Here is a 13,593-nt window from a genome sequence, read left to right as displayed (position 1 = left end):
TAATTTCAAACCTAATGTTAAGGGGATTAAGTTTCTGTTAAATAATAAGAGTTTATTCTTATGTAAGGACAGAAAGAATGTTGATTATTGAGAATACCCCATTTCGTGTACAAATATAAACCTAACAGGTTTTAGAAACCTGTTAGGTTTAATTAGATATCGTAGAAAAAGCTATAGCTCAACTTCTTTGGCCCATAAACTCTCCTACTTCGCTTTACTCACATCAGTAAGTGCATTCAGGAAAGCTATAATCTGCCTGATTTCTGTTTGTGTAAGATTAAGCTTGTCCGGTGCAAGGGTCTGATTTTTCATTTTTAATCCTAATCCTTCTCCTCCACCTTCATTATAAAAGTCAAGCACTTCTTCCAACGTGTTGAATGCTCCATTGTGGAAGTAAGGTTTTGTAAGGGCTATATTTCTCACGGTAACCGTTTTGAAAGAGTAATCATATATCCAGGACTTTTCTTTTTTAACAGGGCTGTTTCCTCTTCCAAGGTCTTGATCCAACTCAACCGGAAGCTGTGCAATTGGTTTTTTCGTTATTCCCAGTACTTCAGATTCATTTTCATTGAAAAACGGAGGTACTAATCCTGAAAAATGAGGTGCAAAGTGACAGGTTGCGCAACTGGCTTTTCCCATAAACAGATTGAATCCTTTTTTTACCTCATCAGAAACATTCTTTTCATTTCTCATGAAGCGGTCAAAATCACTGTCGAAGGAATATAGTGAAGCCACGTAGGAACTCAGGGCTTTTGAAAAGTTTTCTTTACTAATCTTTCCGTCTGTGAAAGCCTTCCGGAATGCTTTTTTATATTCAGGTTTAGTCTTCAGTTTTTTAATAATCGCCTCATAGCTTGTATTGAATTCTTCTTCATTATAAATCACATGCTCAGCTTGCTGTTCCAGGTAAAAAGCCCGAAGATCGTAAAAGAATCTTTTAGCAAAAACAGCATTATAAAGACTGGGTGAATTTCTCAGAACGGTTTTCCCTTCTACATTGCTTTGAGATTTTGTTTTAAGATCCGTAAATGCATTTTCCGGAAGATGACAGGTTGCACAGCTCATTTTACCATTGCCACTTACATTTTGATCATAAAATATAGATTTTCCAAGATTGCGGAGTTCGGCATTATCTTCTGAAGGCTTCAGCAATGTGTAAAAATAAGGATCAAAAAAATCACTACTGAAGAAATTTTTATTTCCTACATTCCACCCTGAAAACTCTTTAAGATCATCAGGTCTTCCATCCCATTTTCCGAATTCTTCATAGAGTGGCTGGATATATCTTTTGTAAAATTCAATTCTGTCAAAAGTTTCAAAGTTGGTATTTTTTGAAAGATATTGGATTGCTTCTGTCAAGGTTTGATCGACCTTATTGATGTTATAATTCTTAAAATAAGGATCATCATTAATATATTTTTGGATTCCGGAAAGCGCATGACTCGTTTCTTCTGATATATTGAGTGATCCCGGAGTATCAAAACCCGTTACTCCCAGTGAATAGATTCTGACAAGTTCTATACGCAAAGGCAAGGTCTTATTGTTTCCTTTACTTAAACCGTTTTTAACCGAACTTAAGTAGAAAACTGAATAGCTGTTGTATAAAAAATCTGTAATCGTTTTGATCTTTTCTTTCTCATCACCTGCTTCCTCTGAGAAAATAAGTTCATCCAAAACCTGCAGTCCTTCCGGGGGAAGAGTGTATGCTGATGTTCCTGCTGCTTCAATATGAAATAATGGAGCGGCATTAAGATGTGTTTTGGTAAATTCAGGATAGTGATAGGCTACATAAAATTCTATTTCTTTAAATGAATTTCTTGTATTGTTCAATGATTTCTGTAATTCTTCAAGAGAAATCTGATCTTCAGAAAACCGGTAAACATCGGATTTTAGCCGTTCAAGTTTAGTTTTAAAATCGACTAACCCCTTATTTACAAATGTATTTTCACTTTCTTTTCCTTTATAAACAGGATTAAAAGACATTACTGCAAATCCTATCAGAAGGATGACAACCAGCAGTGGATAAGATCTCATGAATTTTTAGCGGCAAAAGTATTAATCAGATATTATCTCAACTTTAAGGGGAGATTAAATAATGTTTATATTTATGATATCATATTTTTCACTAATTTTAAGCCCCGAAATCAAATTCATTATTCTTAAAGAACCGGTTTATTCTTATGACCGGTAAAATAATGTAGCGAGGTTATTGGGAGAGGATTTTTTTAAATTAAATTCAAAACATCAAAAAAACTAAAATAGTATTATGAAAACAAAACTATTGTTTGCTTTTGCGGCAAGTTTCCTTTCTATAACTGCATTTACGCAAAAGAAAAAGCAACAGGAAAAACAGCCTGTAAAGCAGCAGGAAATGGCCGTTTATGCAGAGAAAAAAGGCAATGATTATTATTTGATCCGTTTGGAAAAAGACAAGAACGTTCCCAATGTATATGTTTACTCCAATGGAGAAACAAAGCCATATAAAAATTATACAGACCTGAAAGATATTGTTCTTGAATTTCCGGGAATGATGTCGTCTAACAATTCTACCAAAGAAGAATTGGTTTCAATTCTTAAAAAAGATAATCATTTCTACGAGATCACTTCACAGAGGAAAGATCCTAAGAATTTCGAAAAAACAACAGTTACCGTATATGAAGTAATGGGTGGCCAAAGAAGAATTGTAGAAGAATACGACTCTATCATCCAGGTAATGGCCTCTCCTTATAAAGAAGCAATTTTCATTAATTAAAAAACAAAAAATATACATATTATGCTCAATAAACTTGCAGCCTCAGAACTTATTCTGAATGAAGACGGAAGTGTATACCATCTTAACCTTTTGCCTGAAGATATCGCCGATAAAATTATCCTTGTAGGTGATCCGGACAGAGTGGCAAAAGTTTCAAAATACTTTGATACAGTTGAAATCAAAAAAAATAAAAGAGAATTCTACACACACACAGGAACTCTTCGTGGGGAAAGAATTACAGTAATGTCAACCGGTATCGGTACTGAGAACATCGATATTGTAATGAACGAGCTGGATGCTTTGGTAAACATCGATCTTAAAAACAAAGAGTTTAAAACTGAACACAAAGCACTTGAATTGTTCCGTATGGGAACTTGCGGAAGCGTAAACCCTGATGTACAGGTTGACAACATGCTGGTAACGCAGAATGTAGTTGGATTAGACGGTCTGATGCATTTTTACCAGGATTATAAATTCGAGAATGAGTTTTCAAAAAGCTTTGTAGAAAGATTCCCTTACGAGAAAATAAAGCCTATGTTGTACTTCTCAGAATGGGATGAACAAATGGGTGAATATTATAAGGATGCCAAATACCACGGAAATACCGCTACATTCCCGGGGTTCTATGCTCCACAGGGAAGACAGCTTCGTCTTAAGGCAGTAGATGACAAATTCCTGGAAACATTGAACGATCTTGGAATCACCAATTTTGAAATGGAAACTTCTGCGATTTATGCCTTTTCAAAATTATTAGGTCATAAGGCGATTACCGTAAATAATGTAATTGCCAACAGAAGACGTGGAGAATTCTCTTCAGACCATTATGCTTCTGAGAAAAACCTGATTACATGGGTTCTTGACAGAATTATTAAGTAATAAGTTTAATATAACTTTATAAAACAGTAAAAGCTATTCTCACTTAGGATAGCTTTTATTTTTTATAGGTTAATCTAAGCTTGTTGCTATTGATTATTTCATCCCAAATGAAACTCCCTTGGATCAGGATATTGAAAGGTAAAGTCCAATCCCGATTCTATTTTTGAAGACGAGATCGTCTTTCCCATTACTTCTCCTTCGTCAATATTTGCTTCATTATTTTGCGCATCAATAACCTGTTTTTTTTGAGGGATGAATTGAAACTGCTACATTATAAACGTCCATTATTGTTCCTTTTTGTATCATTAAAGAAATCATACGACAGATATCGGTATAATGTAGGTGATTAATAGCATGATCAGGATTGGATACCTTATAATTTTTCAAAAGTCTGTTATCACCCATTAACCCGCTTAGCCTTAATTCTATTTAAAATATTAATTAAATGATGATCTTCAAAATTGCTAATACTCTAAAAAACCACTACACTTTAGTGTATATTTTCTATCTATCATCCATTTTTTTCATCAATTCGAGTTGCTGATTTAACATTTTTTTTAAATTCGCCAAACAATAACCTTTTAAAATTAACTACCCATGAAAAACACTAAGCTATCTGATTTATCTATTGATGAATTGCACAAAGAAGAAAAAAAGCGTTCAGGCATCCATATTACATTTTGCATTCTTATCGGATTTATGGTTGGGGTTTCCATATATGCTATTGTGAAACACGGCTTTACTTTTGCCAGCTTGTTACCCCTATTTTTTATTCCGATGTATACTTTTGCGTGGAAAAGCAAAAAGGATGTCAGTAAAGAAATCATGTCCCGCAAATCCAATTAAAAATCATTTTCGGAATGCAAAGCACATGTTTAAACTGCAGCCACACACTTACCGCCGAATATTGTGGTAAGTGTGGGCAAAAAGCCAGTACACACAGATATTCTTTAAGACATTTTATCGAACATGATTTTATTCATGGAGTCTGGCATGTAGACAAAGGCGCTCTCTTTACCGTAAAAGAATTGTTTACAAGACCGGGAAACAGCGTCCGTGAATATATTTTGGGTAAAAGAGCTAAGTACTTTAGCTTTATCACCTTGTTGATCCTCACGGCTTCTATTTCTGCCATTGTTTCTCATTATTTCCCTATTGATTTCAAAGCTCTGGTACCTCAAAACGGTAGAGATTCAATAAATTCATTTGAGAAACTAATGACCTCCTATCCCAAAATAGTTTTGCTGATCTCCATACCGGTTAATTCTATTTTCAGCTATCTCTGGTTTCGGAAAGCCGGATTTAATTATTCTGAACATCTTGTTTTAAACTCATACAAAACAGCCGCAGAAATCTTAGTCGGGTTAATATTTACTGTGATCACCTTGTTTTCCGATCATGCAGCAGTAGTAGCGTCTCTATATTTACTATGTGTCTTTATGGTCAGTATACTCTATGGAACCTGGTTTTACGCTCAATTTTTTTCCCAATCAGGATATTCCAAAGGGTCTTTACTTTTCAGGAGTATTATGATTCCTGTATCATATCTGTTTTGCACGATGATTATCGGATTTCTTTGGGGTATTTTTAGTGTATTATTACGTTAAAAATAAAATGACACCCATATCATTGATGTTTTTAACAAAATAAAAAGAGCTTCCAAAAACGGAAGCCCTTAACACCATATCAACTATAATAAAACTTATTATTCTAATTAAAACTCATTAATCATGACATAAAAATGACCTGAATTCAAGCTTCCTGCACTTCCTGAAATATTGGTAAGATTAATGGTAATAGTGGAAGTTGAGGTCATTCTTGGATTGGAAATAGAGAATGTAGAGTTACCGGCAAAATCTCCGGCCGGCGAAACAACTACCACAGCTCTTGTTGAAGCTGGCTGAAATCCTGCAGGAACAGTGATGTCCAACGTTACAGATTTACCGGGAGGCATATTATTGATAGATACTCCCGGCCAGACTTCAAAACTGATTTGATTCTTTTGTACACTTCCCTTTTCACCCAATTTAAACTGTCCGTTTACATCCAGTTTTGCTGAAATATTTGGAGCCCCGGTACCAATACCTACATTTACATTATTATTCCCCAGCACAATGGTATTGGCCTGTGAGGTAGTTGCTCCATATCCTATTGCTGTTGAATATTGTCCTAAAGCATTTGCTCCGGAACCTAATGCAGTTGAATTTTCACTATTCGTAACCGCATTGTATCCTACAGCTGTTTCACTGTTTGAATTTGTTTTTGCATTGTATCCCAATGCTATAGATTGAAATCCTCCCGCAGAAGATTGATTACCTATAGCGGTGGATTCATTTTTACTTGTTTGTGCACCATATCCGATTGCCGTAGATTTGAATGCACCTGCAGATGATTTATTTCCGATAGCCAAAGCGTCATTCGCAGAAACAGATGCTGCACTACCAATAGAGACTCCCTGAAACGCTGAACTTGAACTTCCTATGGCGATTCCGTTTTGACCTGCATTGGCTCCCAATCCAAGACTTACCGAATTATCTACTCCCAATCTTCCCGCAGTAGTAGAATTTACTTTAAAAATAAGATCGTCACGCGTTTTTGTTCCTAATGATAAATTCGTATCTGCTCCACTATAATTTCCGGAATTTGTTCCGGTGGTATTCCAGCCTGTAACTGCATCACCGTCACCTTTGCTGGTTTCTGAAGTATTGGTTGAAAGCCTGTTCCATTTGGAGGTAAACCAATAATAAAATCCTGTTTCTTTTAAACTTCCACTTCCATTATTCCAAACGATCAATCCATCCGCCGGATTGGAAACTGTTGTATTATCGGTTACTGATGCCAAAGCAACACTTGGCAGCAATACGCCTTTATTTGCTGAACTCACCTGAAGCATCGCAGAACGATCCGGATCAGGTAAACCAATCCCCACCTGAGCATAGGTAAAGATATTGAGCAGTAAAAAGAGCAGGCCAAGCTGAAGTTTATAATTTCTTTGCATCACTTATGTTTTTTGCGGATGCAAATATACAAACTTTTTAATAAATCAATAAATAAATTAGTAAATTCATAATTAAAAACACTTATTTGTGAGTAATGCAATTTTTACTCACCAAACAATGAAAAGTGTTTAAATATCAACCAGTTATTAATCATAGTATTTATGAGCATTTTCAAATACACGTCTCCGAATGATTAACAACAAATTGCAGTATCACTATAAAACATCACCAAAAATTGAATAATTTAAAACGAATTATTTTCTAGTGAAACAGCTTTTAAGATGGTCATTTACCATTCCGGTAGCCTGCATATGAGCATAAACCACTGTCGAACCCACAAATTTAAACCCTCTTTTTTTCAAATCTTTTGAAATGATATCTGAAATTTCGGTTGTAGCAGGAATGTCTGCTAAAGTTTGAGGATTATTGTCTACAGGCTTTCCGTCTGTAAAACCCCAGATATATTTTGAAAAGCTTCCAAATTCCTTTTGCACTTCCATAAATTTCTGTGCATTGGTAACAGCAGCCAATATTTTAAGTCTGTTTCTGATAATTCCGGAATTATTCATGAGTTCTTCGATCTTTTGATCACCATAAGCAGCCATTTTTTTATAGTTAAAATGATCAAAGGCTTTTCTGAAGTGATCTCTTTTTGATAAAATAGTATACCAGCTCAATCCCGCCTGAAAACTTTCAAGGATCAGAAATTCAAATATAGTTTCATCATCGTATACAGGTCTTCCCCACTCTTCATCATGATATTTCCTGTACAGATCGTCTTTTTCGCACCAGCCACAGCGTATTTTTTCCATAATTACCACATTTTAAAAGATAAATTTACTACTGATTTAGAAATCTATAACAAAAGATTGTGAAAAATTTAACAGAACAACCTGATTTTAGGAATGGTTATTGTTTATTTATCTGTACCAAATTAAATTTAGAGTATTATGAACAATTCAGATTATAACAAAGCGGAAAATGCAGTGAATAATGTAGAAAACTCTTTACAGAATGCGGCAGAAAATGCAAAATGGAAAATCAATGAATTGGCAGACAGAGCCAAAGATTATATTAATGAAAAGAAGAATAATGATCAGGAAGCTAATCAGGAAGACTGGTTCGACAGGGTAAAAGCTAATGTATCCGACACCTGGGAAGACATCAAAGATAAAGCCGATGACGCCTGGGAAAAAACTAAGGACGCTGCAGAGGACGTAAAAGCAGAATGGAACAAGAAAACCAATTAAAAATTCAGTCATATAAATATTTTCAAGAAAATGGAGTCTTAAATTGATAAGGCTCCATTTTTATTATGTCATAACCACAATTATTGCTACATTTGTATCATAATAAACATTAAAAAATTATGTCATACGGTTTACTTAAAGGCAAAAAGGGAATTATTTTTGGAGCCCTTAATGAACAATCCATCGCATGGAAAGTTGCTGAAAGATGCCATGAAGAAGGTGCAGAATTCATCTTATCTAATGCGCCTATTGCTTTAAGAATGGGAGAATTGAATGGTTTAGCAGAAAAAACAGGTTCTGAAGTGATTGCTGCTGACGCTACTTCTATAGAAGATCTTGAAAAACTTTTTGATGCAGCGACCGCAAAATTTGGAAAAATAGATTTTATTCTTCACTCTATCGGTATGTCTATCAACGTAAGAAAAGGAAAGCACTATACTGAAATGAATTATGATTGGTTGGAAAAAGGCTGGGATATTTCAGCGGTTTCTTTCCATAAGGTAATGCGTGTAGCGTGGGAAAAAGACTGTATGAACGAATGGGGAAGTATTTTGGCACTTACTTATATCGCAGCGCAAAGAACATTCCCGGACTATAATGACATGTCTGATAATAAAGCATATCTGGAAAGTATCGCAAGAACTTTCGGAAATTATTGGGGAGAAAGAAAAGTACGTGTAAATACGGTTTCTCAGTCTCCTACAATGACGACTGCCGGAAGCGGTGTGAAAGGTTTCGGAGGATTCCTTGGTTATGCAGAAGATATGTCTCCTCTTGGAAATGCAACGGCCCTTGAATGTGCAGATTATTGTGTTACCCTTTTCTCTGATCTTACTAAAAAAGTGACTATGCAGAATCTTTTCCATGATGGAGGTTTCAGCAGCTCAGGAGTTACTCAGAAAGTAATCAGCAAATATGATCTTGAAAAATAGTCTCTCATCAAATTAATAAATTTGACGATCTGATTCGTTTTTTAAATAAATAAAAGCCTGTGGGATACTAGTATTTCACAGGCTTTCTTTTTCTGCTTCGATCTTTCATCTTTTGCAGGTTATATAAGATGAAATGATCAACAAACAAAATGTCCTCAAACGAATCGGCGGCCTCTTCGAGGCCGCCGATTCTCTTACAAAATAATATTAATATGATATTATAAAACTACAGTCTGTATAGAGTGTGCGGGAGCTGTTAATTTGGCAGCCATCCCTTCGATCCAAAGGTTGGCTTCAATATCACTATCCGAGTCATTCATGATTACTGTTACCAATTGTCCGTTGTCATTCATGAAAGCACTGGAGGTAAGGGCGGCTCTGTTGGAGGAGCTACCTATTCTCTGGGCATTGGGTTTGATATATTTTGAAACATGACCGATATAATAGTATTCGTAGGTGTAAAATACTTCGCCTGTTTTCGTATCTGCGATAATGGGAGCGAAACAGAAATTCCCTTTATGATTTGGGCCTCCGGTTTCATCCAGAAGAATATTCCAGTCTGTCCATAATGCATTTCCCTTATTAAAATCGTTCAGCATATTTTTACCATAAAGTTCTCCCAGGCTTACGTCATAGATTTTATCCATTTTAAACTGCTCCTTACAGCCTTCGGTAAAAGCAAGGAACTTATCCGGGAAAGCTCGATGTGTTTCTGCAAGATTATCAAAAAGCTGGGTTTTGTTATTCCAGGTTTCATACCAGTGGTAGCCGATTCCGTGAGCATATTTTGAAGTCTCCGGATCGCCTAAAGTCGTGGTAGCTCTTTGATAGATTAAATCTCTGTTGTGATCCCAGATCATTACTTTTTTATCTTTATAACCGTTTTTCCAAAGCGTTGGTCCCAGGTTATTTTTCAGGAAATCGCCTTCTTCTTCGGCGGTGTAGATGCATGACTCCCAACTCTGTGTGGCCATAGGTTCATTCTGAACGGTTAATCCCCAGATATTAATTCCCCTTTTTTCGTATTCTTTGATAAATTTAATATAATAGTCTGCCCACGTTTGGTAGTATTCATTTTCAAGTCTTCCTCCTTTGTATAAGCTCTTATTCGACTTCATCCAGGCCGGTGGGCTCCATGGAGAAAAATAGAAAGTGAAATTATTTCCTATCGCTTTCTGAGCTTCTTTAATCATCGGGATCTTATACTTTTCATCATGAGCAACATTGAATGTCTTCAGAGAAGTATCATTATCCTCAACATAAGTATAAGAATCGCTGGAAAAATCACAAGAGTTCATATTCGTACGAACTACGGTGTATCCTAATCCGTTTTTACCAAAATAGGCCTCAAGAATTTCTTTCTGCTTATTCTTGGGCATTTTATAGAATGTTTCTGCTGAAGCATCGGTGATGGCCCCTCCTATTCCGATTAATTTCTGGTATTTAAAGTTGGGCGCCACAAAAATGCAGGCTTCCGTTTCTTTAGGTTGTCCAAACTGTTCAAACTTTACGGCACCCATATCCACCATTTTCTCATTTGCTTTAGAGTTGGTAAGAATTACCTTAGCTGTTTTTCCTGCATTCTTTTTCCAATAATTCTGGGCATTAACATTCACTGCAATACCTATTACAAAACAACTTACAATTAGTTTTCTCATGATTTTTTCTGTTTTTGGACAAACTTGTCCTCTTTTTCATTATTTATTTTGATAGACCCTTACATAGTCTATATAATATTTCTGTGGAAAAATGTGGTCATCAATTCCTTCCTTTCCGCCCCAGAAACCGCCTACTGCCAGATTTAAAATAATAAAATAAGGCTGGTCAAAAGGCCATGCTTCATAGGTTTTTTCTTTATTTTCGTACGTGAAAAATTTCCGGTCATCAATATAAACATCAATTTTTTCCGGGGTCCAGTCTGCTTTATACACGTGAAACGTATCACTTGCATCCTTTACCAGCAAAGTATCCGTTTTCTGTGTTCCCTGAATATGATTGTATTTTTTGGTGTGAACAGAAGCATGGACATACCCAGGATTAAAGCCCACATGTTCCATAATATCCAGTTCACCATCATCCGGCCACTTATTCATCTTTTCACTCATCATCCAGATAGCCGGCCAGGTTCCGCGACCTTTGGGAAGTTTTGCTCTTACTTCAATTGTTCCATATTGAAAAGAGAATTTTCCTTTGGTTAAAAGTCTTGCAGAAGTATATTTACTTTTCTCCCAGTTTTCCTTTTTAGCTTCAATGATAAGGTTTCCGTTTTCCATTCGGGCATTTTCAAGCCTGTTTTTGGTGTAAAACTGAGCTTCATTATTTCCATAGCCATCACCTCCTTCATCATAATTCCATTTGGATGAGTCCGGAAGACCTTTTCCGTTAAATTCATCACTCCAGATCAGTTTTTTACCTGAATGACCTTTGGTCGAAGTACAGTTTGTCGCCGACACGGCTACTAGTATAACTGCACACAACTGAATGATATTTTTGGATTTTAAATTCATACAATGTCTATGATCATTAGGTTTTGGCAAAAGCTGTTTTATATTTTATAACTATTTCACCCAATTAATTCTTTTTGTCTGCAGATTTTGAGAATCCGTTCCGATCATGATATCAAACTCGCCTCCTTCCCAATCGAAGTTTAATTCATCATCAAAAAACTTCAGATCTTCAGTGGTAATTTTAAAATCAACCATTTTACTTTCTCCTTTTTTGACGAATATTTTCTCAAAGCCTTTCAATTCTTTTACAGGTCGTACCACTTTGCCAAAAAGATCTCTGACATACAACTGCACCACTTCTTCCCCATCATATTTTCCGGTATTGGAAACAGTTACACTCACATTCAAAGTCTGGTTTCCTTTAAGATCTGAAGAGCTTACCATCATGTCAGAATATTTGAAATCAGTGTAGCTTAAACCAAACCCAAAAGGAAATTTCGGATCATTATCAAGATCGATATAAGCTGAAACATAATTTCTGTCCGTATTATTCTTCGCCGGTCTTCCCGTATTATAATGATTGTAGTACACCGGAATCTGGCCTTCAGTTCTTGGAAAAGTCATCGGAAGTTTCCCTCCCGGATTCACGGTTCCGAACAAAACGTCTGCAATCGAATTACCGGCTTCAGTTCCCAGCCACCAGGTATATAAAATTGTGGGAATATTGTCCGCTGCCCAGTTGAATATCAAAGGCCTTCCCGCATTAATCATCAGAACAATAGGTTTTCCCGTTTTGGCAATTTCTTTCAACAAATCTTCCTGAACTCCTGAAAAACCAATATTACTCCTGCTCTTTGCTTCACCACTCATCGCATGCCCCTCACCGAGAGTCATAATTACAACATCTGCTTTTTTAGCAGTTTCGATTGCTTCTGTAAACAGAGTTTTATCCTGATCATCTACATTACAACCCTTTGCATACAATAAAGTTGAGCTTTTATCCAGTTGATTTTTAATTCCGTCAAACTGAGAAATGATTCTTTGGTTGTCATCTTTAAATGCAACAGACCAGAATCCGTGGTTGGCAACCGTTTCTTTTCCAAAAGGGCCAATTAAAGCAACTGTTTTTACTGTTTTTGAAAGAGGAAGAATATTCCCTTTATTTTTGAGAAGAACGATACTTTTAGAACCGAAAGATCTTCCGAACTTCCGGTTTTCCTGATTATTGGTCTGTTCTTTCTGTCTTTTTTCATTACTGTATCTGTAGGGATCATCAAAAAGACCAATCTCGAATTTCTTGGCTAAAATTCTTCCCGTTGCATCATCTACCCATTTAACATCTACTTTTCCGTCTTTAACGAGTTTTGGAAGTTCTGCCATATACACCCTGCTTTCCATATCCATATCACTTCCTCCAAGCACGGCTTTTTCAGCAGCTTCACCGGCATCCTTAGCATATCCGTGAGGAATCATCTCCCCGATACTTCCCCAGTCTGATACCACAAAACCTTTATAATTCCACTTTCCTTTCAAGAGATTTCTTTGAATATACCCGTTGGCCGTTGCCGGAATTCCGTTGATATCATTAAAAGAATTCATAAATGTGGCTACTCCGGCCTCTGCCGCAGCTTTAAAAGGAGGAAGATAGGTTTCGTTCAGCTGCCTGAGGCTCATATCTACAGAATTGTAATCTCTTCCGCCTACTGCCGCACCATACGCTGCAAAATGTTTTGCACAGGCCATTACCGCATCAATATTTCCTAAGCCTTTGCCTTGAAATCCTTTAATTCTTGCTAATCCTATTTTTGTACCCAGATAAGTATCTTCTCCCGAACCTTCCATGACTCTTCCCCATCTCGGATCCCTGGCAATATCTACCATCGGAGCAAAAGTCCAGTGAATACCATAGGCAGAAGCTTCTGTAGCAGCAATTCTTTCAGATTTTTCGATCATATTCAGATCCCAGCTTGCGGCTTGTCCCAGGTTGACCGGAAAAGTTGTACGGTAACCATGAATAACATCCTGACCGAATAATAAAGGAATTTTCATCCTCGACTGCATGGCCAGTTGCTGGAATGCTTTCGTTTCTTCGGCTCCCGCTACATTCAGCATCGAACCAACTTTTCCTTTTTTTATTTCATCAAGAACCGTAGCCGAATTAGAATGCTGTGGTCCCGTGGCATATTCAAAGCCACTGTATTGAATCATCTGCCCTACTTTTTCTTCCAGCGTCATTTTAGATAATAACTCCGCAACTTTCTGATCCACTGTTTTCTGTCCATAGGCAGTCATTGCAAATGCTGAGCATGCCAGTAAGAAATACACTTTTTTCATAAT

General features: G+C 36.5%; 12 protein-coding genes. 6 read left to right on the top strand and 6 right to left on the bottom strand.

Going from position 1 to position 13,593, the window contains the following annotated elements:
* Positions 1-204: 204 nt before the first annotated feature.
* On the bottom strand, positions 205-2,034 hold the full coding sequence (locus EG342_RS16335) for a cytochrome-c peroxidase (RefSeq protein WP_103293689.1): 1,830 nt from the start codon (positions 2,032-2,034) through the stop codon (positions 205-207).
* Between the two features lie 232 nt (positions 2,035-2,266).
* Here EG342_RS16335 and EG342_RS16330 point away from each other — a divergent pair, with 232 nt between their 5' ends.
* The 4 genes from EG342_RS16330 to EG342_RS16315 all read left to right on the top strand — a co-directional run bounded on the left by EG342_RS16330 (position 2,267) and on the right by EG342_RS16315 (position 5,235).
* Positions 2,267-2,752, top strand: coding sequence for a hypothetical protein (locus EG342_RS16330; RefSeq protein ID WP_103293690.1), 486 nt, complete (start codon positions 2,267-2,269; stop codon positions 2,750-2,752).
* 21 nt (positions 2,753-2,773) lie between these two features.
* A complete protein-coding gene (locus tag EG342_RS16325) occupies positions 2,774-3,628 on the top strand; it encodes a nucleoside phosphorylase (RefSeq protein ID WP_103293691.1) in 855 nt (284 codons plus the stop codon).
* A gap of 597 nt (positions 3,629-4,225) precedes the next feature.
* Positions 4,226-4,474 (top strand): hypothetical protein, encoded by a 249-nt coding sequence (locus EG342_RS16320; RefSeq protein WP_103293692.1) that lies wholly within the window; start codon positions 4,226-4,228, stop codon positions 4,472-4,474.
* 14 nt (positions 4,475-4,488) lie between these two features.
* Complete coding sequence (locus EG342_RS16315; RefSeq protein ID WP_103293693.1) at positions 4,489-5,235, top strand: DUF3667 domain-containing protein; 747 nt, start codon at positions 4,489-4,491, stop codon at positions 5,233-5,235.
* 107 nt (positions 5,236-5,342) lie between these two features.
* On the opposite strand, the gene EG342_RS16310 is transcribed toward EG342_RS16315, so the two are convergent.
* Together EG342_RS16310 and EG342_RS16305 are read right to left on the bottom strand one after the other, a co-directional pair.
* Entirely contained in the window at positions 5,343-6,626 is a 1,284-nt protein-coding gene (locus tag EG342_RS16310) for a hypothetical protein (RefSeq protein ID WP_103293694.1), read from the bottom strand.
* Positions 6,627-6,881: 255 nt separating this feature from the next.
* Entirely contained in the window at positions 6,882-7,439 is a 558-nt protein-coding gene (locus EG342_RS16305) for a DNA-3-methyladenine glycosylase I (RefSeq protein ID WP_103293695.1), read from the bottom strand.
* Positions 7,440-7,577: 138 nt separating this feature from the next.
* On the opposite strand from EG342_RS16305, the gene EG342_RS16300 reads away from it, so the two are divergent.
* A complete protein-coding gene (locus EG342_RS16300; protein ID WP_103293696.1) occupies positions 7,578-7,877 on the top strand; it encodes a DUF883 domain-containing protein in 300 nt (99 codons plus the stop codon).
* A gap of 119 nt (positions 7,878-7,996) precedes the next feature.
* Complete coding sequence (locus EG342_RS16295) at positions 7,997-8,809, top strand: enoyl-ACP reductase FabI (RefSeq protein ID WP_103293697.1); 813 nt, start codon at positions 7,997-7,999, stop codon at positions 8,807-8,809.
* Positions 8,810-9,027: 218 nt separating this feature from the next.
* Here the strand turns inward: EG342_RS16295 and EG342_RS16290 are convergent, their stop codons facing one another.
* Genes EG342_RS16290 through bglX form a run of 3 tightly spaced genes read right to left on the bottom strand, consistent with a single transcriptional unit; the run spans position 9,028 to position 13,590 of the window.
* The gene (locus tag EG342_RS16290) at positions 9,028-10,467 is read right to left on the bottom strand and encodes a glycoside hydrolase family 30 protein (protein ID WP_103293698.1); all 1,440 of its coding nucleotides are present in this window, start codon (positions 10,465-10,467) and stop codon (positions 9,028-9,030) included.
* A gap of 39 nt (positions 10,468-10,506) precedes the next feature.
* The gene (locus tag EG342_RS16285) at positions 10,507-11,316 is read right to left on the bottom strand and encodes a glycoside hydrolase family 16 protein (RefSeq protein WP_103293699.1); all 810 of its coding nucleotides are present in this window, start codon (positions 11,314-11,316) and stop codon (positions 10,507-10,509) included.
* Positions 11,317-11,367: 51 nt separating this feature from the next.
* Complete coding sequence (bglX, locus tag EG342_RS16280; protein WP_103293700.1) at positions 11,368-13,590, bottom strand: beta-glucosidase BglX; 2,223 nt, start codon at positions 13,588-13,590, stop codon at positions 11,368-11,370.
* Positions 13,591-13,593: the final 3 nt, after the last annotated feature.

This window comes from Chryseobacterium lactis (genome assembly GCF_003815875.1).
GTDB lineage: Bacteria > Bacteroidota > Bacteroidia > Flavobacteriales > Weeksellaceae > Chryseobacterium > Chryseobacterium lactis.
Note: the sequence above shows the minus strand (reverse complement) of the source record. Positions and strands in the feature narration are given on the sequence as shown.